The following is a 24,988-nucleotide window of genomic DNA, read 5'->3' as shown; positions in this document are numbered from 1 at the left end:
CTCTTTAGAAGGTTCTACCGATAGTGAACGTGAAGAACTCTTCATCGTCGCCATCAAATTTCTTAATTGGTTTCGCTAGTGAGAATACTAGTGGTCCCATTGGAGACATCCATTGCAACGCCGCACCATAAGATGAACGGTAGTTGGTTGGATCTGAGTAATCGTAGTAGTAACGGTCGCCGTATTCAGCACCAGAACTGCGGTAATCGAATTCCGTATCCCAAACACTTGCCATATCAAAGAAGATACTGGTACGAATTTGGTTACGAACTTCATCCGAAGCAAATGGGGTTGGTACGATCAACTCGATACTTGCAAGCGCTACCGCGTTACCACCAACAGAATCATCTGTTGCGGTGTCAGCACCGTTGTTTGAGCCTGAGTAATCACGGTAAACCGCTTTCGGACCTACTGAGTTAGAGCCGAAACCACGTAGTGTTGTAAAACCACCTGCGTAGTAGTTTTCGTAGAATGGGAACAAGTTATCGTTGCCATCCGTTTGACCATAACCGTTACCATAACCTAGACGACCACGGAACAAGAGCGTGAACTCATGCTTCTTGGTTAATGGCACGTATTGACGAACATCATACTGCATCTTGAAGTATTGAACGTCAGAGCCAGGTACGGTCATCTTGTAGAATGCACGTTGGTGGTTACCTGCTGTCGGGAAGTAACCGCGGTTCAGGTTGTTACGTGTCCACGAGATGTTGAAGTCAAAGTCATTAGTATTCAATGCGCCGCTAGAATCAATGTTGTCAGCTTGCGCTTGTAGGAACTGTTCTACCTGTAGGTAAGGTGACAAGTTACCGATCTTGTTGTGGGTGTAACCAACACCGAACTCAAAGCGGTTCAGTTCGTCAAATGGGAAGCCCCATGTCAAACTTGCACCATAGCTTTGGTTGGTATAGTCAACGATACCCGCTTCAGATGCTTCGAACTCATCGTAGAAGATCTTACCACCCAAACTTACACCATCTAGGTTCCAGTATGGGTCACGGTAGTCCAAGCTCACGTTTTTCTGGTAGTCGTTCATCATCGCGTTAATACCAACGCGGTTACCACTACCAATAAAGTTGTCTTGTTGTAGACCAACTTGGAAGCTCACGCCTGATTCAGTACCGTAACCTACACCGAAGTTTACGCTGCCTGAGTTAGCCTCTTTTACGGTATAAACAAGATCAACTTGGTCATCGCTGCCAGGTACACGGACCGTTTGAACCTCTACATTTTCGAAATATCCAAGACGGTTTAGACGCGTTTTACCCGTTTCGATAGATTTCGAGTTTAGCCAGCTGCCTTCCATCTGACGCATTTCACGACGCAATACTTCATCTTTCGTCGAGTTGTTACCCGTAAAGCGAATATCTCGTACATAAATACGGTTGCCTGGGTCAACGTTCACAATCAAAGAAACTTGCTTGTTCTCGTCATCAAACTCAGGGATGGTATTGACTTGTGGGTAAGCGTAACCAGATTCACCAAGCACGCGCTTAATGCCTTCTTCCATCGAAGTCACACGAGAACCATTGTATGTCTCGTTATCTTCAAATGGCACAAGCTTTTCGAATTCCGCCTCTTCACCAATCAGGTTGCCACGGAATTTTACGTCCTTAACGGTGTAAACGTCGCCTTCTTCAAGACCAAGTGTAATGTATACGCCTTTTTTGTCAGGAGAAATCGCCACTTGTGTCGAATCAACGTTAAATTTCAGGTAACCACGGTCTAGGTAGTAAGACTTCAGAGCTTCGATATCACCAGCAAGCACTTGCTTTTGGTATTTTTCGTCCGCTAGGAAGTTCCACCATGGCACATCAACATTTAGGTTGAAACGAGAAAGAAGTTCTTCGTCAGAAAAGACTTCATTGCCGATAAAGTTGATTTGTTGAATTTTCGCCGAAACACCTTCGGTGAAGACGAATTTCAAGTCAGAACGGTTACGAGGCAATGGAGTAACAACCGCTTTTACCGTTGCGTTGTATTTACCAACACTGTAGTAAAAGTCTTCCAAACCTTTTTCGATGTTGCTTAGCGTTGTACGGTCAAGCGCTTCACCTTCACGAACACCAGAAGCATTCAGGTTTTCTTGTAGCTGCTCGTCCTTGATTGCTTTGTTACCCGAGAATGAGATGCTCGCAATAGTTGGACGTTCTTTCACTTGAACAACCAGAACATCACCATCACGCAGTACTTTTACATCTTCGAAGTTACCCGATGCGTACAATGCACGAATGATCTCTGCAACATCGCCTTGGTCAACGGTGTCACCGACACGTACAGGCATTTTCAGCAACGCGGCACCTAGTGCGACGCGCTGCAATCCATCGATTTCAATATCTTTAACTACAAAGTTCTCTGCTCCATTTGCAGATACACTGGTCGCCAGTAAACTTGCAAACAGAATTCGCTTAATCGCCATACTTGTTCTAATTATTCCTTGCTACTACTTTTGTCTCTGAACTATCACAGACGAGTAAAATCATTAAATAGCGCTAACGCCATGAGCGAGAAGATAATCGCACCACCAATTCGATACCCCATTTCCTGTACTTTCTCAGGAACTGGGCGTCGGATGACCGCTTCAATTGCGAAAAATAGCAGATGACCACCATCCAACATTGGTAAAGGAACGAGGTTAATAATACCTAGGTTAACACTAATTAGTGCCAGAAAACCTAAAAAGTAAACCAGACCGTAGTCTGCTGTCGCCCCTGCTCCTTTGGCAATCGAGATTGGTCCACTCAAATTGTTCAGACCAACATCACCTACAATCAGTTTCTTAAGCATACTGATTGTAAGTCCAATAACTTGACCAGTTTTGTCAATCGCTTTGCCAATAGACTCGAATACACCAAACTGTAATTCGAAGCGATAACTTTCTGGCCATTCTGCGACTTCAGGTGCGATACCCGCAAAGCCAACGACTTGTTTGTTAGCTAGCTCACGACTACCCGGTGTCAGTGTGAATGATTGCTCCTCACCTTGACGCAACACCGTCAGTTCCATTGGCGTATCTGGGTTAGAACGAATGGCTTCTACCACTTCATCCCATTTAGAAATCTTATTTCCATTAATCGCAATGATCTTATCGCCAGCTAGTAGACCTGCTTTCTCTGCAGCACCACCTTCGCTTACTTGCGCTAACTCCGTAAAAATCTCTGGAGTATATGGCTTGAAGCCCAACGATTGCATCGCTGATTGTGTTTCTGGATCAAACTTCCAATCACGGATATCAAGTGTCTTCGTGACTTCTGAACCCACTTCGTTTGCAGAAGAGAGTGTCACTGTCATCGAATCATCACCAATATGAGAAACTAATCCCATGTTGACTGATTCCCAGTCCGGAGTTTTGATGCCTGAGATAGATTTTAGTTCCATCCCTGATTCAATTCCTGCTTCTGCAATGATTGAATTGGGCGTAACTTCACCAATTACGGGTTTAACCGCTGGAACACCGATCAGGAAAACCAGCCAGTAAGCCACAATGGCAAAAAGGAAGTTAAAAATAGGACCTGCCGCCACGATGGACGTGCGTTTCCACAAAGGCTTTTGGTCGAAAGCTAAGTGCTTTTCATGCTCTGGGACTTCATCAACACGGCTATCCACCATTTTGACGTAGCCACCCAGAGGGATCATAGAGATGCTGTATTCTGTTCCATCTTTGCCTACCTTGCTCCAGATAGACTTGCCAAAACCGATGGAAAACTTTTCAACTTTTACACCACAACGACGCGCGACCCAAAAGTGACCATACTCGTGCACGGCAACTAAAATGCCCAATGCAACGATAAAAGAAACCAAATTCCACAAGATACCAGTCATTAGCTACGCTCGCGTAAAAAGTCTAAGGCGATAGTTCGTGACATTCTATCTAGCTCTATCAAGCTTTCCAAGCTATTCACATTCTCAGTTGTATGGCTTGCAGTGATTTTGTTCAAAACTGATTCATTGATGCGAGCGATATCTGTGAAACCAAGGCGGTTATTTAAGAAGGCATCAACAGCAACTTCGTTCGCTGCATTCAATGCCGTTGTTGCATGTTGCCCTTCGTAACAAGCATCAATCGCTAGCTTTAAACAAGGGTAACGAGCAAAATCAGGCTGAAGGAAAGTTAATTCTCCAACTTGAGTAAAATCGAGTGGTTTCACCCCAGCATCCACACGCGATGGGTAAGACATTGTCAATGCGATTGGTGTTGCCATGTCAGGCTCCCCCATTTGCGCTAACACAGAGCCATCACGATATTGCACCATAGAATGAATAACCGACTGAGGGTGAATGATCACTTTCAACTGCTCACGAGCAGCATTAAATAACCATTTCGCTTCAATGTATTCGAGACCTTTGTTCATCATGGTTGCAGAATCAACCGAGATTTTTGGTCCCATTGACCAGTTCGGATGAGCAATAGCTTGCGCTGGGGTTACGTTTTCTAACTCTGCAATATCGGTATAGCGGAATGGACCGCCTGATCCGGTAAGAAGAATCGAAGAGATACCATGCTCTTCAAGATTGCAACGACCCAAGTTGGTTTGAACTTGTTGCGGAAGACATTGGAAAATAGCGTTGTGTTCACTGTCGACAGGAAGCAGCTCTGCACCATGTTCTGCAACCGCATCAATAAACAGTTGACCTGACATCACTAGCGCTTCTTTGTTCGCTAACAGCACTCGCTTGCCTGCTTTTACCGCTGCCATCGTCGGCAACAGGCCTGCGGCACCGACGATTGCTGCCATTACGCTATCCACTTCCTCTAACGCAGACACATGGCAAAGCGCATCAACACCACCTAACACTTCTGTGCTTGGAGAAACTGAAGCTAGCTCACTTTGTAGAGCCACAGCCGCCGCTTTATCCGCCATTACCGCGTACTTAGGTTGCCATTTACGACAAAGTGCGACCATCTTTTCAACGTTCGTGCTTGCCGCTAATGCGACGATAGAAAACAGCTCAGGGTTTTGTTCAACCACTTTTAGTGTGCTTGCACCAATTGAGCCTGTTGCACCAAGAATCGTTAACTTTTGCATGATGTAAGACCGTTAGAAAAATTCAGGAGCGACGATGCCGCTCCCGATAAATTAGAATACGTAGTAAAGAAGAGCAAATACTGGGAATGCAGCAGTTAGGCTGTCGATACGGTCAAGAATGCCACCGTGTCCCGGAATGATGTTGCTGCTGTCCTTGATACCTGAAACACGTTTGAACATGCTTTCGACTAAGTCACCAAGAACAGATATCACAACAGTAATCAGAGTAATCATCACCATATGAAGTGGGCTGGTGAATTGGATATCGAACCAACCTGCGAATAACCATCCGACAACTAGTGCTGCGATGATGCCGCCAACCAAACCTTCAATTGTCTTATTTGGGCTCACATGAGGCGCCATTTTGCGTTTACCCATGCTTTTACCAGCAAAGTAAGCGCCGCTGTCTGCAGCCCATACCAAGAAGCAAACGTACAGCACAAGTTTTGCGCCGTGGTATGGATCTACTGAAATATCAGAAGCTCTAAGAATGATCACACTCCAAAGAAAAGGGATCAATGTTAGAAAACCGAATACATGACGAAGGGCTTTGCTACCTTGCCATAAATTGGTGGTTTTAGGGTAAGTGATTGCCATCCCACTTGCGATAATCCACCATGCAAAGCCAAGCGATAATACTGCGTAGTGTGGCATTGCTAGTTGATTTAAGCTGGTTGCGTCTGGCGAAATGAATAGAAAACTTAGTCCGGTTACAACGGCTGCCGGAACAAGCGCAGCAATACGTGAATTGCTTTCTGTAAACTGGGTCCACTCCCAAAAGCCTAATAGCGTTACCGCAGTCAAAGCGATAATGAAGCCAATTAGGGGTAATTTAAAAATACCTAAAATAACCAGGGGAGCTAAAATTAGTGCTGTTATTATTCTCTGTTTCAAACTAACTAGTCCTTATTGAGCAGCCATTAATGCCTTTACTTGTTCACCAGTACAACCAAAACGACGCTCTCGGTTAATAAACCAAGTCACAGCCTCTACTAAGCTGTCTTCGTCAAACTCTGGCCAGTACTCGGGAGTAAAGTACATTTCTGCATACGCCATTTGCCACAGCATAAAGTTACTGATGCGGCACTCACCACTCGTACGAATCAATAGATCCACTTCAGGTAAGTCTGACATCGTCAAATGCTGGGAAATTAACTGCTCGTTGATATCCTCTACACGGATCTCACCGTTGCGAGCTTTGAGCGCTAACGTTTTTGCCGCCTCTGTGATGTCCCATTTACCGCCATAGTTAGCAGCAATGTTGATCACCATCCCCGTGTTGTTCGCCGTCAGTGCTTCTGCTTCGACAATTTTACCTTGTAAGCGCTCGCTAAAACGGCTGGTATCGCCAATAACGCGCAAGCGTAAATTGTTTTTATGCAGCTTTTTTACTTCGCTCGATAAAACAGAAATGAACAGCTCCATCAGTAGCCCCACTTCTTCTTCAGGTCGACGCCAATTTTCGCTGCTAAAAGCGAATAAGGTCATGGCTTTAATGCCGAGTTTAGAAGCGGCTGCAACGGTCTTACGAACGGCACTAACGCCTTTTTTATGACCGAATACGCGAGGTTTTCCTTTGGACTTAGCCCAACGACCATTACCGTCCATGATGATGGCAATATGCTTAGGGAGGGAATCAGAGAAGACTTGAGAATTTTGCATAGGGAGTTAATTGAGTTCCATCAGTTGGATAGACTAACACAAAAAAACGCTGCACTGTGAGCACAGCGTTTTCCAACAGTGATGTGGGTGGGAGTATTAAACTTCCATCAACTCTTTTTCTTTTGCAGCAAGAACTTCGTCGATCTTCTTAACTGCAACGTCTGTCAGTTTTTGGATCTCGTCTTGTGCTTTGCGATCTTCGTCTTCAGAGATTTCTTTATCTTTTAGAAGACCTTTTAGGTCGCTGTTTGCGTCACGACGGATGTTACGAACTGCAACACGTGCGCCTTCAGCTTCACCACGAACGATCTTAACTAGGTCTTTACGACGCTCTTCTGTTAGCGGTGGAAGTGGAACACGGATGATTGTGCCAGCAGACATTGGGTTTAGACCAAGATCTGACATCATGATTGCTTTCTCAACTTTTTGAGTAAGCTCTTTGTCGAAAACTGTGATTGCTAGAGTACGAGCGTCTTCAGCAACAACGTTTGCTACTTGGTTAAGAGGAGTAGCAGCACCGTAGTACTCTACAGAGATACCAGATAGTAGGCTTGGGTGCGCGCGGCCAGTACGAACTTTAGAAAGGTTGTTCTTTAGCGCTTCAACGCTTTTGTCCATGCGCTCTTGCGCGTCTTTATTGATTTCGTTAATCACGGTTTCACCTTAAAAATGTCATCTTTCCTGAAGAAAGCCTAAAAGGGTTGAGCAAAGCGAAACGCCATCCAACCTAGCGTGGATGGCGTTTAGGATTATGCGTCAGCGTTGATCAGCGTGCCTTCAGCTTCACCCATAACCACGCGACGTAGTGCGCCTGGCTTGTTCATGTTAAATACACGGATTGGCATTTTGTGGTCACGAGCTAGAGTGAACGCTGCCAAGTCCATTACTTTCAGCTCTTTATCCAGAACTTCTGCGTAAGATAGCTTATCATACAGCTCTGCGTCTGGGTTTGCTACTGGGTCTGCAGTAAATACGCCATCAACTTTCGTTGCTTTTAGAACTACGTCAGCTTCAATTTCGATACCACGTAGACACGCCGCTGAATCTGTTGTGAAGAATGGGTTACCAGTACCTGCAGAGAAGATTACCACTCGGCCTTGACGAAGTTCGCGGATAGCGTCTGCCCAATTGTAGTCGTCACACACACCTTTTAGAGGAATTGCAGACATTACACGAGCGTTTACGTATGCACGGTGAAGTGCGTCACGCATTGCCAAACCGTTCATTACCGTTGCAAGCATACCCATGTGGTCGCCTACTACGCGGTTCATACCAGCTTCCGCAAGACCAGCTCCACGGAACAGGTTACCACCACCGATTACCACACCAACTTGAACACCCAGTTCAACCAGCTCTTTAACCTCTTGAGCCATACGGTCAAGAACCGCTGGGTCAATACCGAAACCTTCTTCGCCTTGAAGAGCTTCACCACTCAGTTTTAATAGAATACGTTGATATGCTGGTTTAGGGTTCGTAGTCATGGAGTTTACCTTCCAAAAGAGAGTTGTCGATTAACAGTCATGAATAGACACAAGTTTGCTGATGACTATTCATCACGGCTAATTTTTTGCCGCTCTTTTCGTAAAAAGACCGCAGCCAAGGCCACGGTCTAATCTTTGCACAAATCTCTAAGGATTAACCTTTTTGAGCTAGTGCTACTTCTTCAGCGAAGCTCATTTCAGCCGCTTTCTCGATACCTTCACCTACTTCTAGACGAACGAAAGTCGATACTGATGCACCTTTCTCTTTTAGCATTTCGCCAACAGATTTCTTAGGTTCCATGATGAAAGCTTGACCAGTTAGAGAGATTTCGCCAGTGAATTTCTTCATGCGGCCGATAACCATTTTCTCAGCGATCTCTTGTGGCTTGCCTTCGTTCATAGCGATTTCAACTTGAACTTCTTTCTCTTTAGCAACTACGTCAGCTGGAACGTCTTCTGGGTTAACGAACTCTGGCTTAGAAGCAGCAACGTGCATTGCAACGTGCTTAAGAGTTTCTGCGTCGCCTTCACCAGCAACAACAACACCGATTTTCTCACCGTGACGGTAAGAAGCGATAGCAGTACCTTCTACGTATGCAACGCGACGGATGTTGATGTTTTCGCCGATTTTAGCAACTAGAGCTACGCGCTCTTCTTCGAACTTAGCAACTAGCTCTTCAGCAGTAGCTTTAGTCGCTAGAGCGTCAAGTGCTACTTTGTCTGCGAATGCAGTGAAGTTACCGTCTTTAGCAACGAAGTCAGTTTGGCAGTTAACTTCAAGAAGAACAGCAACGCCGTTTTCTTCTTTGATGATGATTGCGCCTTCAGCTGCAACGTTACCAGCTTTTTTAGCTGCTTTCGCTGCGCCTGATTTACGCATGTTTTCAATTGCTAGTTCGATGTCAGCGTTTGCTTCTACAAGCGCTTTCTTACATTCCATCATGCCAGCGCCAGTGCGCTCGCGAAGTTCTTTAACTAGAGCAGCAGTTACAGTTGCCATTCTCTATTCCTCGTTTGATTCGAAATAAGGTAAAAAACAGGGGCCTACATTGTCGGCCCCCATTGCTAACTATAACTCAGTCTATGCTACAACAAGGTTTCACATAGACTAAGTGTGACACAGAGCCGCTATTATTCAGCTTCTACGAAACCGTCTTTTTCAGCAACTGCTGCAACGTCTTTGTTGCGACCTTCAGTTACTGCAGATGCAGCAGCGTTTAGGTATAGTTGAACTGCGCGGATCGCGTCGTCGTTACCTGGGATGATGTAGTCAACGCCGTCTGGGTTAGAGTTAGTATCTACCACAGCGTATACTGGAATACCTAGGTTGTTAGCTTCTTTAATTGCAATGTGCTCGTGATCAGCGTCGATTACGAATAGAGCGTCTGGTAGACCGCCCATATCTTTGATACCACCAAGAGATTTCTCTAGCTTCTCCATTTCACGAGTGCGCATTAGAGCTTCTTTCTTAGTTAGCTTGTCGAAAGTACCGTCTTGAGACTGTGCTTCGAAATCTTTTAGACGCTTGATAGACTGACGAACTGTTTTGTAGTTCGTTAGCATGCCGCCCAACCAACGGTTGTTTACGTAGTATTGGTTGCTTGCGATTGCAGCTTCTTTAACAGCTTCAGATGCAGCGCGCTTAGTACCTACGAAAAGAACTTTACCTTTTTTCTCGCCAATTTTAGCAAGCTCAGCTAGAGCTTCATTGAACATTGGTACAGTTTTTTCTAGGTTGATGATGTGAACGCGGTTACGAGCACCAAAGATGAATGGCTTCATTTTTGGGTTCCAGTAACGAGTTTGGTGACCGAAGTGAACACCAGCTTTCAGCATATCGCGCATTGATACAGTTGCCATTTTAAAATCCTCTATGGGGTTAGGCCTCCACATCCCCCATAATTCCGACCAAGCTTCTGCTCAGCACCCCGGAACATGTGACGGAATGTGTGTGATTTAAAGATAAAAAGTTAATCGGAAGAAGCCTGCTTCGCCACTTCTCTAACGAAAAGTAAAGAGAACAGTCCTCGATTCCGGCGCGCTTTATACCATATTTTAGCCCAACATGGCTAGTAAAAATTATTTGTTACCATTCTAATTTACCTATCACACTCACCCCTACTCTCTCTTTAATTACATAACTAAACTACAAGTAAGAATGACTCATATTCTTAACTGGCTTGGGTTAGCCACTCGATATCTGATAGAATGCGCGCATTCGCACGTTTGCGTGCTTACGAATAAGTAGAGAAAGCCAATGTCAATCAAGATTAAAACTGCTGAAGAAATCGAACGCATGCGCATTGCGGGCAAGCTAGCCGCAGAAGTTCTAGAAATGATCGAACCGCACATCAAAGCAGGTGTGACAACAGAAGAGCTAAACCAAATCTGTCACGATTACGCTCTAGAGAGAGGCGCTTACTCTGCACCGCTTGATTACCATGGATTCCCTAAATCAATCTGTACGTCGATCAACCACATCGTTTGTCACGGTATACCGGCAACCCAAGATGAAAAGGGTGCTAACGGTCAAATGAAACCTGCGGTCCTAAAAGACGGTGACATCATCAACGTTGATATCACAGTGATTGTTCCAAACGATGAAAACGCAGACCTAAGCGTTCGTCCACAAGGCTACCACGGTGATACGTCTAAGATGTTCCTAGTTGGTGATGTTTCACCAGCAAACAAGCGTCTATGTATGGTTGCACAAGAGTCACTTTACATCGGTATGCGTCAAGTTAAGCCTGGTGCAACTGTTGGTGACATCGGTACTGCAATCGAGAAGTACATTAAAGAAAACAACAAGAACAACCCACGTAACAAGTTCTCTATTGTTAAGGACTTCTGTGGTCACGGCATCGGTGATGAGTTCCACGAAGAGCCACAAGTGGTTCACTACAAGAACAAAGACCGCCGTGTACTAAAAGAAGGCATGTGCTTTACGATTGAACCAATGATAAACGCGGGTAAATTTGGCTGTACTGTTGACGCGCAAGACGATTGGACAGTTTACACCGGCGACGGTAAAAACTCAGCGCAGTGGGAACACACTATCGTGGTAACTAAAGAAGGTTGTGAAGTGCTTACACTTCGTAGCGACGATACCATTCCACGTATGATGAAAAACGTTTAATCGCCCATCACTTTCCCTATCCCCGCTCATGCGGGGATATTTTTTATCTGCTTCAAATTTGTTAGATTGCTAATAGTTTAGCTTGCACGGATAGCAAATATGACCCTTCAGTCTCCTCTTACGTTTACCGATGAACAAATCAATATCGGAGAACTTAAGCAAGAACTTGAAAAATTCAGTTCATACCAAAAAGAAGAATTTCTACAGCACCACCCTGTGACCAACCTTGTTTTGTCACGAGCCGAGTACATGGACTTACTCCTCAATCGTTTGTGGCAACACTTTGGTTTTAAAGACATCCATAATATTTCTCTGGTCGCGGTAGGTGGTTATGGTCGTGGTGAATTGCACCCCCTTTCCGACATCGACATTTTGATTCTGTCGAACAACAAACTGCCTAATGCACTGGAAGCCAAAATCAGTGAGTTCATTACGCTACTGTGGGATTTACGCCTTGAAGTAGGTCATGCGGTTCGTACTGTCGAGGAGTGTGCTGAAATTGGGCGTTCAGATTTAACTGTCGCCACCAATTTACAAGAAGCTCGTTTGCTCTGTGGCAGTGAAGACACCTTCCAAGCGCTGAAGAAAGTGGTGCTATCTGATTCTTTCTGGCCAAGCGAGACCTTTTATCGAGCCAAAATTCAAGAACAGCGCGAACGCCATGCTCGGTACCATGACACGACCTACAATCTTGAACCAGACATCAAATCCACACCAGGTGGTCTACGTGACATTCATACATTAAGTTGGGTGGCACGCCGTCACTTCGGCGCGACTTCATTGTTGGAGATGAGCCGCTACGGATTCTTAACAGATGCCGAATACCGTGAGTTGGTTGAATGTCAGGATTTCCTGTGGCGCGTGCGTTTTGCGCTGCATATTGAACTACGACGTTACGACAACCGTTTGACCTTTGCCCACCAAGCGCAGGTCGCGAAGCACCTTGGCTATGTGGGTGAAGGTAATCGCGGCGTCGAAATGATGATGAAAGAGTTCTACCGTACCCTTCGACGTGTGGCAGAGCTCAATAAGATGCTACTCAAGCTGTTCGATCAAGCCATCATCAATGGTGGTGCAACAGAAGATGCAGAAATCATTGATGAAGACTTCCAACGTCGTGGCGCCTTAATTGAGGCACGTAAGCCCGCTTTGTTCCAAGCTCGCCCAGAGACGATTCTGGATATGTTTCTGCATATTGCCAATGATTCAAGCATCGAAGGGGTTAGCCCACCAACATTGCGTCAGTTGCGTACTGCGCGTCGTCGATTGAACAAATTCTTACACACCATGCCAGAAGCGCGTGAAAAGTTTATGGCATTGTGTCGCCACCCGAACGCCCTACATAAAGCGTTCAGTCTGATGCACAAGCTTGGTGTCCTCGCGGCATACCTTCCACAATGGAGCCAAATTGTCGGTCAGATGCAGTTCGACCTATTCCATGTGTATACCGTAGATGAGCACAGTATTCGCCTGCTCAAACACATTAATACCTTCAGCTACGCAGAGAACCACAGTAAGCATCCGATTTGCTGTGAGGTTTACCCTCGCATTCAAAAGAAAGAGCTGCTTATCCTAGCCGCGATTTTCCATGATATTGGCAAAGGCAGAGGTGGTGACCATTCGGTGATAGGCGAAGGTGAAGCGTACGACTTCTGTATTGAACACGGCTTGTCTAAACCAGAGGCGAAATTAGTAAGCTGGCTGGTAAGGCATCACCTATTAATGTCGGTGACTGCACAACGCCGTGATATTTACGATCCAGATGTGATCACAGAATTCGCCAAGCAAGTACGTGATGAAGAGTACCTTGAGTATCTTGTCTGTCTAACAGTAGCCGATATCTGCGCAACTAACCCAGAGCTTTGGAATAGTTGGAAACGCACCTTGCTAGCGGAATTGTTCTATTCCACCCAACGTGCACTGCGTCGCGGCTTAGAAAATCCCGTCGATGTGCGTGAACGTATTCGCCATAATCAACAAATGGCGTCTGCCCTACTACGTAAAGAGGGCTTCTCGGCACGAGAAATTGAGGTGCTGTGGCAGCGCTTTAAAGCTGATTACTTCTTGCGTCACACCCATAAGCAAATTGCGTGGCATTGCGAGAATTTGCTGCGTATGGAAGACCCAGCAAAGCCACTGGTACTTATCAGTAAAAAAGCGACACGAGGTGGTACCGAAGTATTCGTTTACAGCCCTGACCAGCCCGCGTTGTTTGCTACCGTTGTTGCTGAGTTAGACCGTCGTAACTTCAACGTGCACGACGCACAAATCATGACCAGTAAAGATGGCTATGTACTCGATACTTTTATGGTACTTGACCAACATGGCAAAGCGATTGAAGAAGGTCGCCACGGAGCCGTTACTAAGCACATTACTCATGTATTGGAAGATGGTCGCCCAACCAAGATCAAAACACGTCGCACACCGAATAAACTTCAGCATTTTAATGTAAAAACCAAAGTCGACTTCCTGCCAACCAAGAGTAAGAAACGCACTTTGATGGAGTTTGTCGCTCTAGATACTCCGGGGCTTCTGGCCAAAGTTGGTCGTACATTTGCTGACTTGGGAATTAACCTCCACGCTGCGAAAATTACCACCATTGGTGAACGAGCAGAAGACTTGTTCATTCTAACCAGTGAAGCGGGTGGTAGGCTAAGCGAGGAACAGCAAGCAGAACTGCGTGAGAAGTTGATTGAGAACTTGTCTGAGCCAGTCTCAGCTTAAGAGAAACCTTCCTTTCATCAATAACTAACGTGGGCAAGAACGATAGCGATCTTGCCCACAAGTTGAGCAATTTGGCTAAATATCAGCTATCTAGCTCATTAATGGGCTGCTACAGTTATACGGAAACTAATTCTAGTTATTAGATAGAGGTAGCCTATGTATCCACACCTCACTGGTTTGGGCATCCATGACCCGAAACAGATTGAACGTTACTCCCTGCGACAAGAAGCACACAAAGACGTCCTAAAGATCTACTTTCACAAACAGAAAGGCGAGTTCTTCGCGAAAAGTGTTAAGTTCAAATACCCGCGCCAAGTTAAAAATGTACTGGTCGACAGTGGCAGTCACAAGTACAAAGAGGTCACGGAGATCAACCGCAACCTGACGCTTGTGATCGATGAGCTGAACAAGATAACCAAGCCTGTGAAAGTGGCTGAAGTGGATGTGAAAGAGAAGATACTTTCTGATCTTCGTCATCTAGAAAAGGTGGTTTCAAGCAAGATCGCCGAGATCGAAGCGGATCTGGAAAAACTCAAGTAGCCCGCTCAATTCCTCAAGAATAAAAAAGGGGGTGATACATATACCCAAGTGACTTCAAGATGCAGGATTCAGAGTGTTGTCATTGATTCGAGAGCAAGGAAAACAATGCAGTGTAATAGCCAGCTCTTTCCAAGTTGTTTGACGCAGCAATCAGGTCAATGACACGCTCCCAAAGGGCGAGCTGCCTTGGCTTGTATACTTTGTTGCCGATTCTTGATTTAGACCCACTAAACCTTTAAATCGCCGCCGCGTCTACAAACCAAGTCAGTCTCGCTGAACCTAGCATCTTGAGGTTACTTGGGTATATACCACCCCTCCTATCTTTCGACTTAATAAAGATAGCCGTTTATCTTACCAACGATTCATCCCATGCAAATCGAGCAAACAACTGCTGCCAAGTCTCATCGATATTGGCTTTCATCACGATTTCTTCATCAGTGAACGGATGCACAAAGCGCAGCACTGATGCATGCAACAATAAGCGATGGGAATCAAATTCCGTGCGATAAAGTTTGTTGTGTTTACCGTCACCATGCGTCGTATCCCCAACAATTGGATGACGCAGGTGCGCCATGTGGCGACGCAATTGATGCTTACGCCCTGTCTTTGGCTTCATCTCCATCAAACAGTAGCGTGTAGTTGGAAACTTACCCGTAGAGTATGGCACTTCCACTTTCGCTAACGGTTTGTATGCCGTTACGGCGTCTTGCGCTTCTTTCTCTTGTGAAGCGAACTTATCAGCGATCTTATCAAGCTCAACTTTCAAGGCGTAATCAAGAACACCTTCTTCTTCAATCCAGCCTCGAACAATTGCATGATAGGTTTTCTCCATTTTATGCTCAGCAAACATAGGCATCACTTGCGATGCGACTTCACTGGATAAAGCAAAAACCAGTACACCTGAAGTTGGGCGGTCCAACCGGTGCAATGGAAAAACATGCTGACCAATTTGATCGCGCAATGTTTGCATCACAAACTGAGTTTCGTGCTTATCCAACCAACTTCGGTGTACCAACATACCCGCAGGTTTATTAACCGCGACAAAATACTCGTCCTGATAAACGATCTCTAGTACCACTGGCTCAACCGATGGTGATGTTTCTTGTTCTGACATTGAGGTTACTTACATAGTTCGTCGATGGTTCGAATGGTTACCAGTAGCTCGGCGTAATGCGGCTCTTGTTTCCATACTTCTGCAAAATACGGCTCGATAGAAAAGCCTCGAGGTAAAGGTTGATTATCTTCAACTAACGCACGCATACGGGCAATAAAGATCCATTGTAACCACTCATGTGGATGCAGCGTGTCAATCGCGAAAGGTTCTGTACTCTGTAGCGCTTCAGCAGAGGGCATAGTTTGTTGCCACAACTCATGATGCTGCAGTTGTGCCTCAAGTTGTTGAAGTAAGTCGACCAATTGGATGTTTGTTGCCATTAATTCCGTCTCGAACCTTGAATTAGCCAAGAATGATACCATTTCTTGTGAAAAGAACATTAGGATGTCGTATTTAATGGAAAACATTCAAACCCTCACTCAGTTGCTAAGCAACAGTCAGTGTGAGTATCAAATCTTCGACCTTGGTCGTCGTATCAAGACCATCGAGCCACAAGTATTTGCTGACGTGGAAAAAGGTCAATGCCCATACCCATTCCCAATGCAGAGAAAAGCACACTTGGCGATCGCATACTGGAATGAGCAAAAGCAACCTTGGATTTGGTTCTTAAAGTTCGAGCTGGATGAGCGAGGTCTGCTAAAGCAAGCGGATATCGGCAACTTCATTAAATACGTCGTAGAAGCGATGGGTACTCGCCTAAGTGAAGAAATGACAGAAGAGCAGCAACAAAAGCTCTCTAACAACCCATACACCTTCAAACCCGCAGAAGAAAAGATGGCAGTCTTCCATAGCCAAGTTCGCGCAAACTTGGACTTACCCACCAGCCAATACTACGAGCATACTCAGCACTACTTTACGGGCGGTTTAGGCTGGGAAAACTGGCAAACAGTTGGTCTGCAAGGTATTACTGATATGGCGGCACGTCTGGGTAAAGAGCAAAATGCCGTGACTTTGCGTAAAGCCCTTAACTACTTACCCAATGAACCGCTATACGCCCTACTTGGCGCGTTAGAGCATGTTGATTTGCAAGAACGTTTGGCTAAGCGCATTGCAGAGAAAGCGCAGCAAGAGATCGAAAGTAACAAGCCCGATCTGTTCTTACTCTCAGCTTTAATCCGCTCTTTAGCAGGCGCACCAACCGAGATTTCCTTGTCAATCTTGAAGGCAATTTTACAAAGCCCACGCTTAAGCCATCAAGAAGTACTAATCGGTATTGCAGGTCGTACGTGGCACCTACTGGCTGATGCTAGCATTGCTGAACAATTTTTATTGCGCCTCGCACAAACTGGTAATCAGGCTTTATTTAATCAGCTATTTGCCGATTTAGTTATGCTGCCAGAGCTAAGAATGGTATTGCTGCCTTTGCTGCACTCTAGCCCATCGGAAGAGCTAGCGACTGCATTGGTGAAACTGCAGCAAGCAACAAAGGGATAATGAAGGATTAGGGATGATCGGTGACCTATTAGCCATTTTAGGACTGTGCTTTTTCTGCTTTTTGTTTTGGCAACAACGACGTCAATCAGAGTTGGCAAAAGCGGCGATTACGCGTAAATGTGAGCAGTTAGATCTTCAACTGGTAAGTATCGCTTTTGGTGCCCATAAACTGAAAACGCCAGACGGAATCTGGCGTTGGCATACAGTGTATCAATTTGAGTTTTCATCTCTTGGTGATGATTGCTACCAAGGTGAATTGACGATGTTCGGGTTTAGGCCGCTGAACTTTCACCTACCGCCACATCGCTTGTAAATTCCATTTCAAAGTAAGGACCGTAAAGGTCCTTGCTCTCTCTCGTCTTTATAAATCCTAGTTTTTCCAGTACTGCCATGGATGCTTTGTGATGGCTATTCACATTTGCTTTGACTTTGTGTAGCCCAAGCTCACGGCATGCTTTCGGGAAAAACGCCTTTAGCGCTTCTGTCGCTAACCCTTTACCCCAATAAGCTTTATCAAAGATAAACCCTAGCTCAGGTTCATGATCTAGGTTTGAAATGAACACGTGTCCCATATAATCACGGCTGGTACTTTCAAGCACCGCCATACTGTGGACATTCTCATCATCCAGAATCTTCTCAAACAGTTGTTTGGCAGAAGACACCGTATGAGGTCCATTCATCTCTGCGCGATTTTTAGCACAGCAATTCAACATCACGAACTCTAGTTGCAACGACTCATTGTAGGGTAGAAGAAGCATTCTTCTGGTTACTATGGTCACATCTGTTCCTTGATTACAGCAAACTTAATTTATCCACATAACAAAAGTTCAATAGCTTTGAACATGTTATGCGGCACATAACGCCTTTTTGAGAAGCCGAAAGTTAAACCAACTGATTGGAAAGGATATTGATCTGGATTGTTTTTTATTCAGTGTTATGAGGAATTTATAAATAATGTGATATTGCCACTTTCAATCATCCCAAAATATGAAAGGGCTTAAATAAGAAAGACCCCGACACAAGCGTATCGGGGTCATAGTCTTACTCGCAGCAGTCCGGCTACTAATTAGTGCTCCATGCATCATCCATAATAGTGGCTGATTCCGTCAGCTTAGTCCTTACGTCGCCGTCCTAGCGGTGTCCTTATCATCCTGATAGCTAACATTCCCCGTTAGCGCACATCACTTGTTCCTTGAGCGGTGTCCCTTGCATCATCCTGATGCTGTCCCTATCTCAATCCTATGAGGGGTCCATTGTCTATCCTTAGTCATCAACATCCTATTGATGATTGTGTCCTTACAATGTCCTACGCTCCTTGCTTGATCATTCATCCTGAATAACCAAATCGTCTTCCTGACGATAACCAAATCCTTGGTGCTTTCCTGTTCCATGTCTGCTTCCTGCCGACAAGGTTTAATTTACGCTTTTCCCTTCAAATCACAATCTACCCTAGAAAATCTTTTGGCAAAAAACTTAGTTAAAAACATGTTAAAACCACACTTTTCAATAGCTTAGCTTAAATATTTTCTATTTAACTGATGACGAAATCGTTTTCTCTCACAACCACTGTGAGAGATCTCGCACAAGGCTCTACCGAAATTGCTATTCGCTAAAATCGACCGTGCAAAGTATGATGATAGAAGTCATTTTAGTATGGATAAATTATGTTAACTCAAGACGTCACTAAAGAGCTGGAAGCCGTGATGGAGCAACTGCAACAGCAGGGTAAAGAACCCACTGTGGCTCTGGTAAAAGCTCGCATGAAAACACCTGTGCCTATGCCAGCACTGATTGCGACTATTAAAAGTTGGAAGAGCGCAAACCGCATTCCGAAAGTTGAAGTCGCGGTCCAAAAACCAAAAGAAGAGGATCGCCTTGCTGCACTTGAAGAGACAGTAGCCAAATTGACTGCTCGTGTTGAAGAACTCGAAGCGAAATTGAGTGAGAAAACATCATGAAATTATGGGTAGATGCGGATGCCTGTCCGAAAGTTATTCGCGAAACAATCGTACGCGCGGCTGAACGTACTGGTGTTGAATGTACATTTGTGGCAAACCATGTAGTGCCAGTACCCAAGCGTGCCAATATTCACTCTCTGCAAGTACCAGCGGGCTTTGATATTGCCGACAATGAAATCGTTCGTCGTGTAGAAGCCAATGACTTAGTGATTACCTCTGATATTCCATTGGCAGACGAAGTGATCAGCAAAGGAGCTCAAGCATTAAGTTCACGAGGCGAGTTATATACTAAAGACACCATCAAAGCGCGTTTGAACATTCGTGATTTCATGGACACCATGCGCTCAAGCGGTATTCAAACAGGCGGTCCTGCGGCTCTGTCTCAAACTGAACGCAGAGAGTTTGCTAACCATTTGGATCGTATTTTAGCCAAATTTAAGAAGTAAAACTCTCACCTTTTAAATTGAGCCAGTTGATCAACACCTGGCTCATTAGTGAATATTTTGTACTCAGTCTTGCATACAAAGCGTGTTATCGCTCCCATTCGCATTGTCTCACTTATTTTTTAACCTTCTCGATATAGACCCAATATGCAACTTAAATTATTTTGAACGGCGTTTTTAATAACTTTGTAGAAAATAATGGGCTTTAATATCCTTTCCAGTGGAAGCTATCTGCCAGTCAATCAATGGTCAGATCGGGAGATGGATCGCTTCCTAAAATTACCCTCAGGGACTTGTCGAAACAAATTTGATGTTGAATATCGTCATGTAGCCAGCACGAAAGAAACCGCTGTATATATGGCAATGCAAGCGATAATGCAATGTCTCGGCAACACACACTCGCTAAGTTCTGTTGACCTCCTTATTTATGCCAGTGGCACACATCATCAGGCTTTACCTTATGATGCTTCAGCAGTTTTAGCTGCATTAGACGCCCCGACATCGCTAGAAAGTTTTGATTTAAACAGTACCTGTTTGTCTTTTCTCTCAGCTCTCAATCTTGCTCAGAACCTTTTCATAGCAAAACGCTACCAACGTATTATTATTGTCACCAGTGAGCTCGCTACGGGCATCACACTGAATCGCAGCTTCACACTCAAACCTGAAGTTGCGACCTTATTTGCCGATGGTGCAGCAGCGTTTTTACTAGAGCAAACAGAGAATGAAGGGCTGATCACAAGCCACTTTGAAACGCATCACGCTGGGTATTCATTCTGTCAAATTAAGGGGGGAGGCAGTCATGTCAACCCGCATACTTCAAAGCATCAAGCCTATTTGAAAAACTGCCAATTTGAGATGGAAGGCAAAGCACTGTTTAAGCATGTGCGCAAAACTTTACCAGCGTTTCTTGAAAAAGGCTTTGGCTCCTCTCCAGTCACTCTTCGCGATATTGACTACTTTCTTCCACACCAAGCAAGTGCTCACGGTTTAAAGAAGTTACCCTCACTTGTCGGTTTACCAAAAGAGAAAACCGTTAATCACTTTTCTACTTTGGGTAACCAAGTCGCAGCGTCACTGCCGATAAATTTGCACTGGCTACGCAACCAACCAGGCACACAAGGGAAACATGTGTTATTGGCGGGCACTGCTGCTGGGCTCTCGTTGGGGATGGGCGTACTTAAATTATGAGAATATTAGTCACAGGTGGCAGTGGTATGCTGGGCAGTGCGATTCTACGAATGTTTCACCAGCAACATGAACTGCACTTTACTGCGCGAAATACTGTCATCGCAAAACAACTCGCAGACCAATTCGATGTCACACCGCATTTAATCAATTTAGAGGATAAATCAGCGGTTCATGAAGTATGCCAAGGTATGGATGGGATCATCCATTGCGCTGCACTCTCAAGCCCTTGGGGTAAGTGGGAAGCATTTTATCAATCCAATGTAGATGCCACAAAAAACCTTATCTGCGCAGCGAATGCACATCAGGTACCACGTTTTATCCATATCTCCTCCACCAGCGTCTATTTTGACCACAAAGACAGGTGGAACATTCGAGAAACAGACGATATTGCTTCGCGTTGGTGTAATGATTACGCGCACACTAAATACTTATCTGAACTTGAAGCCATACAAGGGCACAGCAAAACAATCATTTTAAGACCTCGTGGTATTTTCGGTCCGAACGATCGCGCGATTATCCCAAGGGTACTTAAAGCGATAAAAAACGACACACTACTTCTGCCATCCGGGCGAAATCCGGTTGTTGATCTGACTTATGTCGATAATGTTGCCCATGCTGCCATGCTTGCTTGTACTCAAGCGGAACAACTTCAACATGGTGACATCTTCAATATATCCAATAATGAGCCAATGCCGATTGAGACCGTGCTAAGAGCTTTATGTGAAGCATTGGACATAAACGTTAAATTAACATCACTCCCATACCGCTTTGTGTTGCCGTTATTAAAACTCAGTGAGCAAATACGGATGCGCTTACCGCACCAACCGGAGCCAAAGCTCACTTCATACAGCGCAGGGCTATTTAACTATCACCAAACTCTAGATATCAGTAAGGCGCAACAAAAGCTGAATTACCAACCGCTTTTTTCAGTTCAAGAAGGAATCCAACAGTATGCAGACTGGTCTAAAAATAAAAATCTTTGAGGCTGGGCACTGCGTACACCCTGGTTTTGTCGTCAAGCCCGGCTCTGGGTTAAAGCCAAGATCGTTTCCAGCGGCTGTCGCGTTAATTCAACACCCAACTCAAGGTAACATTCTGTTTGACACGGGGTATCACGAGCATTTTTTCCGTGCCACTCGCCCCTTCCCTGAACGCTTTTATGCTTGGACAACGCCATGTCACTATCAAAAAGATCACGGAATTGTGGCTCAGTTAGCAAAAGAGAAAATCGGACCTCATGAGATTGAACACTTGGTTCTTTCTCATTTCCATGCCGATCACATCGCTGCCGTGTCTGAGTTTGCGCACTCTCAACTACATTGCCAACAAAAAGGAGTGGACGCCCTAACTAAGAGTGGTCGAGTGGGAGGCGTAAGAAAAGGATACCTAAAAGCGCTACTCCCTCAACAACTCGAATCCAACTTGGTCATGCACCGTGATTTTTCCATACCAATTGGTGAAATCCTTCCCCATTGCCAAGGCGTTGATCTGCTTTGTAAAGATATGTTCAAAGACGGCTTAATTTATATGGTGAGTTTACCCGGGCATGCAGCTGGTCAAGTAGGGCTTTTAGCGAAGAGAGAGCAAGGTTGGCTGTTCTTATTAGCAGATGCCTGTTGGTTAATCGAGAGCTTGAGTGAAAACATCGATCAACATTGGCTCGCGAACATGCTTTGCGATGATACCCAAGCTTACAAACAAACACTCTCTGGGTTGAGAAATTGCTACCAGAATACCCATCACTTTGTGCGCTTTGTGCCTTCTCATTGCCAAGCGACAATCCAGCAGTTAATTACAGAAGGATGGATAGTGTGAGAACTTTTCTCTCTGAGTTTTGGCGTACACGCTACCGCCCTTTTAGCTCAAGAACACATGTTGAAAAGTGGCAACAAAAACAGGTAACCCAACATCTGGATTGGGTATGTCGTCATTCTCCTTATTATCATTCATTTCAAGGAGCGTCACTCTGTGATTTCCCAATCATGAATAAGCAAACCATGATGGAAAATCTTTCTGAGTTAAACACAAAAGGTTTGGATGCAAACTCATTAATGCAACAGGCGTTAGAGGCAGAACAATCACGTAATTTCGCAGCTTCAAAAGTTGGCAATGTAACTGTTGGATTGTCTTCGGGCACCTCTGGTATGCGTGGATTGTTCCTCGCGGATAAACAAGAAACGCAACTCTGGGCAGGCAACATTTTGGGTCGCCTCTTACCCGGCTTGTGGGGAAAACATCGAATTGCTCTTGCCCTGCGAGCCAACAGCTCGTTGTATAAATCCGTAGCAAAAGGTCCCGTTACGTTCTTTTATGCTGATTTAAACAAACCTTACCAAGAGTGGATAAAGGAACTAGATGAGTTTCAACCCACGCTTTTGGTTGGTAGCGCTCAAGCCCTTCAACTCTGTGCTCAATTCAGTGGTCAGTTTGGTCAGCCAGCGATCCAGCCAAAGCGGATCATTTCTGGAGCAGAGGTGCTAACCGAGAGCGACCGTCACTATATTTCTCAAAAATTCGATAGTGAATTGCATGAAGTCTATCAATGTACTGAAGGTTTTCTTGCGTGCACGGACCAACAAGGACAAATGCGATGGAATCAAGATATTGTCTATATTGAAAAACATTGGCTAAACGCTGAACGCACTCATTACAGCCCTATAATCACTGATTTTCGTCGTAAAACTCAGCCAATTATTCGCTACCAGCTTGACGATATCATTGAGAGCAAACAGGACGACGGCGTATTTGAACCACTCGGAGCGATTGCCGGGCGATGTGGCGACTGCCTAACATTGAACGCAAGCCAAGTACCAGTGTCGGTGCTGCCTGATCTTATTTACCGATCCATCACTTTAGAAATTCAGGATCGTGTCGATTACCGAATCACCCAAACCGGAGCGCAGGCTATTCAAATCGAGGCGGATGTTTACCACCACCCGAGCATTTATCGAGCCCTAGTAAAACTGTTTGATCAACTAAAGCTTGATCCAGTCACATTCAATTATCGCCCCGCTCCGATTTGGACTCCGATGAACAAACAACGACGAGTGGTGAATACATGCGGATTTTAATCACTGGCGCCCGAGCTCCCGTCGCATTAGAGTGGGCAGCAATGTGTATGAACCATGGACACGATGTCGTTCTCACTGATTCATTAGCACAACCTCTGGGGGCGTTTTTACGAGGCATTGAGCATTACGTAAAAACGGCTTCACCTCGATTTTCGTTTCCTACTTACCAGCAACAGATCCTCAATTTACTAACTCAGCAGCGCATTGATATGGTGATACCGACTTGTGAAGAAGTGTACTATTTGGCACACATCGCCCAACAGTGTCCGAGAGTCCATTTTTTTCTACCCAATTCGACATTACTGCGCTTACTGCACAACAAGTTTACCGTCTTTGACCAACTTCGAGATTTACCCGAGATTTCCCTACCTAAAACTCGTTTGGTTACCGATAAACATGACATTGAGATTGATGCTGGCTCAGTACTCAAACCAGTTTACTCTCGATTCGGCGGTGAAGTGATACGAGATATTACCCGTCAGTCTATTTCCACTCTCACGATGTCGACTCAACACCCTTGGGTACAACAAGAAAAAATCCACGGAGCACCTATTTGCAACTACGCGATTTTTGAACATGGTCAAATGAGAGCGCACCAAGCTTATTTACCCAAAAACTGCGTAAATGGCTCTGCCGCTAGTGCATTTCAACCAGTATTTGATGATCGATTAGATGCATTTATGACTGCTTTTGGACACCGGCATCGCTACCATGGTCAAGTTTCATTCGATTTTATCCAGACAAACAATGAGCTATATATAATCGAGTGCAACCCAAGAGCCACTAGTGGTTTACACCTGCTCTCACCGCAATGTATTCAATTGTTTCCCGAACTTGCGTTCTCTTTTCCTACAAAACCGCAGTTACACCATCTAGGTGCGGTTTCGCTTATCGCACAAGGCTTATTATCTCTCTTTAAAACAAATGCTTGGCGGGATTGGCTATCTGGCGTCAACGTAATGCAGCAACACAACTTACCGATCAGGAGCCAAATGTTGAGCGTTTTTGAACTGCTTCAATTAGCAAGGAAGAACAAAGTGAAATTGGCTGCGGCTTCGACTGTTGATATAGAGTGGAATGGTGAAGAATTGCCTTCATAATGCCTTTCCATCAAAACAGGTTATCAAGTGAGGAAATGGTCTCGCCAGTTAGCTCCTTATCAAACGTAAAGCGACGCCTACTTCTCCGTTGTAATAATTCACCAATGAAA

24 protein-coding genes are annotated in these 24,988 nt (G+C 45.0%); 12 read left to right on the top strand and 12 right to left on the bottom strand.

Annotation, left to right across the window (positions count from 1 at the left end):
- Positions 1-4 precede the first annotated feature (4 nt).
- The 9 genes from bamA to rpsB form a co-directional block, all read right to left on the bottom strand.
- Complete coding sequence (gene bamA, locus ABMY42_RS06540; RefSeq protein ID WP_005446169.1) at positions 5-2,419, bottom strand: outer membrane protein assembly factor BamA; 2,415 nt, start codon at positions 2,417-2,419, stop codon at positions 5-7.
- A 44-nt stretch (positions 2,420-2,463) separates the two neighbouring features.
- Positions 2,464-3,822, bottom strand: coding sequence for a sigma E protease regulator RseP (gene rseP / locus ABMY42_RS06535; RefSeq protein ID WP_009698640.1), 1,359 nt, complete (start codon positions 3,820-3,822; stop codon positions 2,464-2,466).
- Positions 3,822-5,027 (bottom strand): 1-deoxy-D-xylulose-5-phosphate reductoisomerase, encoded by a 1,206-nt coding sequence (gene ispC, locus ABMY42_RS06530; protein ID WP_005446171.1) that lies wholly within the window; start codon positions 5,025-5,027, stop codon positions 3,822-3,824. Before ispC ends, rseP begins: the two co-directional genes overlap by 1 nt.
- Positions 5,028-5,078: 51 nt before the next feature.
- Positions 5,079-5,921, bottom strand: a complete 843-nt coding sequence (locus ABMY42_RS06525) for a phosphatidate cytidylyltransferase (RefSeq protein WP_038899075.1) — start codon at positions 5,919-5,921, stop codon at positions 5,079-5,081.
- Positions 5,922-5,933: 12 nt separating this feature from the next.
- Positions 5,934-6,689 (bottom strand): isoprenyl transferase, encoded by a 756-nt coding sequence (locus tag ABMY42_RS06520; protein ID WP_349266145.1) that lies wholly within the window; start codon positions 6,687-6,689, stop codon positions 5,934-5,936.
- A 96-nt stretch (positions 6,690-6,785) separates the two neighbouring features.
- Positions 6,786-7,343 carry a ribosome recycling factor gene (gene frr / locus ABMY42_RS06515; protein ID WP_005446175.1) on the bottom strand — a complete coding sequence of 186 codons (558 nt, stop codon included), beginning with the start codon at positions 7,341-7,343 and terminating at the stop codon, positions 6,786-6,788.
- 95 nt (positions 7,344-7,438) lie between these two features.
- A complete protein-coding gene (gene pyrH, locus ABMY42_RS06510) occupies positions 7,439-8,170 on the bottom strand; it encodes a UMP kinase (RefSeq protein WP_005446177.1) in 732 nt (243 codons plus the stop codon).
- Positions 8,171-8,324: 154 nt separating this feature from the next.
- The gene (gene tsf, locus ABMY42_RS06505) at positions 8,325-9,170 is read right to left on the bottom strand and encodes a translation elongation factor Ts (protein ID WP_005446179.1); all 846 of its coding nucleotides are present in this window, start codon (positions 9,168-9,170) and stop codon (positions 8,325-8,327) included.
- 131 nt (positions 9,171-9,301) lie between these two features.
- Positions 9,302-10,030 (bottom strand): 30S ribosomal protein S2, encoded by a 729-nt coding sequence (rpsB, locus tag ABMY42_RS06500; protein ID WP_005446181.1) that lies wholly within the window; start codon positions 10,028-10,030, stop codon positions 9,302-9,304.
- A 397-nt stretch (positions 10,031-10,427) separates the two neighbouring features.
- Between rpsB and map the strand changes: the two genes are divergently transcribed.
- From map to ABMY42_RS06485, 3 genes are all read left to right on the top strand, one after another.
- Entirely contained in the window at positions 10,428-11,306 is an 879-nt protein-coding gene (map, locus tag ABMY42_RS06495; protein ID WP_005446183.1) for a type I methionyl aminopeptidase, read from the top strand.
- Between the two features lie 99 nt (positions 11,307-11,405).
- Positions 11,406-14,030: a bifunctional uridylyltransferase/uridylyl-removing protein GlnD gene (gene glnD / locus ABMY42_RS06490; RefSeq protein WP_349266144.1), complete on the top strand. Its 2,625-nt coding sequence runs from the start codon at positions 11,406-11,408 to the stop codon at positions 14,028-14,030.
- A gap of 156 nt (positions 14,031-14,186) precedes the next feature.
- A complete protein-coding gene (locus ABMY42_RS06485; protein ID WP_005436760.1) occupies positions 14,187-14,570 on the top strand; it encodes a DUF3461 family protein in 384 nt (127 codons plus the stop codon).
- 346 nt (positions 14,571-14,916) lie between these two features.
- On the opposite strand, the gene truC is transcribed toward ABMY42_RS06485, so the two are convergent.
- Both truC and ABMY42_RS06475 read right to left on the bottom strand, forming a co-directional pair.
- Positions 14,917-15,684, bottom strand: a complete 768-nt coding sequence (gene truC, locus ABMY42_RS06480) for a tRNA pseudouridine(65) synthase TruC (protein ID WP_009701984.1) — start codon at positions 15,682-15,684, stop codon at positions 14,917-14,919.
- A 5-nt stretch (positions 15,685-15,689) separates the two neighbouring features.
- A complete protein-coding gene (locus tag ABMY42_RS06475) occupies positions 15,690-16,004 on the bottom strand; it encodes a YqcC family protein (RefSeq protein WP_009698643.1) in 315 nt (104 codons plus the stop codon).
- A gap of 76 nt (positions 16,005-16,080) precedes the next feature.
- Here ABMY42_RS06475 and ABMY42_RS06470 point away from each other — a divergent pair, with 76 nt between their 5' ends.
- On the top strand, positions 16,081-17,118 hold the full coding sequence (locus tag ABMY42_RS06470) for a DUF3549 family protein (RefSeq protein WP_349266143.1): 1,038 nt from the start codon (positions 16,081-16,083) through the stop codon (positions 17,116-17,118).
- Between the two features lie 13 nt (positions 17,119-17,131).
- On the top strand, positions 17,132-17,431 hold the full coding sequence (locus ABMY42_RS06465; RefSeq protein ID WP_349266142.1) for a DUF3301 domain-containing protein: 300 nt from the start codon (positions 17,132-17,134) through the stop codon (positions 17,429-17,431).
- On the opposite strand, the gene ABMY42_RS06460 is transcribed toward ABMY42_RS06465, so the two are convergent.
- Positions 17,391-17,876 (bottom strand): GNAT family N-acetyltransferase, encoded by a 486-nt coding sequence (locus ABMY42_RS06460; protein ID WP_005446192.1) that lies wholly within the window; start codon positions 17,874-17,876, stop codon positions 17,391-17,393. The two genes, ABMY42_RS06465 and ABMY42_RS06460, sit on opposite strands and share 41 nt — an antisense overlap.
- Positions 17,877-18,782: 906 nt before the next feature.
- On the opposite strand from ABMY42_RS06460, the gene ABMY42_RS06455 reads away from it, so the two are divergent.
- The 7 genes from ABMY42_RS06455 to ABMY42_RS06425 all read left to right on the top strand — a co-directional run bounded on the left by ABMY42_RS06455 (position 18,783) and on the right by ABMY42_RS06425 (position 24,878).
- A complete protein-coding gene (locus ABMY42_RS06455; RefSeq protein WP_050907951.1) occupies positions 18,783-19,076 on the top strand; it encodes a hypothetical protein in 294 nt (97 codons plus the stop codon).
- Positions 19,073-19,522 carry a YaiI/YqxD family protein gene (locus tag ABMY42_RS06450; protein ID WP_005446198.1) on the top strand — a complete coding sequence of 150 codons (450 nt, stop codon included), beginning with the start codon at positions 19,073-19,075 and terminating at the stop codon, positions 19,520-19,522. The genes ABMY42_RS06455 and ABMY42_RS06450 overlap by 4 nt, the downstream gene beginning before the upstream one ends.
- Before the next feature lie 195 nt (positions 19,523-19,717).
- Complete coding sequence (locus ABMY42_RS06445) at positions 19,718-20,707, top strand: ketoacyl-ACP synthase III (RefSeq protein WP_230844725.1); 990 nt, start codon at positions 19,718-19,720, stop codon at positions 20,705-20,707.
- A complete protein-coding gene (locus ABMY42_RS06440; RefSeq protein WP_050907953.1) occupies positions 20,704-21,690 on the top strand; it encodes an NAD(P)-dependent oxidoreductase in 987 nt (328 codons plus the stop codon). Before ABMY42_RS06445 ends, ABMY42_RS06440 begins: the two co-directional genes overlap by 4 nt.
- Positions 21,659-22,522: an MBL fold metallo-hydrolase gene (locus ABMY42_RS06435; protein WP_050907954.1), complete on the top strand. Its 864-nt coding sequence runs from the start codon at positions 21,659-21,661 to the stop codon at positions 22,520-22,522. The genes ABMY42_RS06440 and ABMY42_RS06435 overlap by 32 nt, the downstream gene beginning before the upstream one ends.
- Positions 22,510-23,778 (top strand): F390 synthetase-related protein, encoded by a 1,269-nt coding sequence (locus ABMY42_RS06430; RefSeq protein WP_349266141.1) that lies wholly within the window; start codon positions 22,510-22,512, stop codon positions 23,776-23,778. Before ABMY42_RS06435 ends, ABMY42_RS06430 begins: the two co-directional genes overlap by 13 nt.
- Positions 23,766-24,878, top strand: coding sequence for an ATP-grasp domain-containing protein (locus ABMY42_RS06425; protein ID WP_349266140.1), 1,113 nt, complete (start codon positions 23,766-23,768; stop codon positions 24,876-24,878). The genes ABMY42_RS06430 and ABMY42_RS06425 overlap by 13 nt, the downstream gene beginning before the upstream one ends.
- Positions 24,879-24,988 lie beyond the last annotated feature (110 nt).

It is taken from the genome of Vibrio sp. SSH13-20, from assembly GCF_040104475.1.
Taxonomy (GTDB): Bacteria; Pseudomonadota; Gammaproteobacteria; order Enterobacterales; family Vibrionaceae; genus Vibrio; species Vibrio harveyi.
This window is presented reverse-complemented; position numbering and strand designations above follow the sequence as displayed.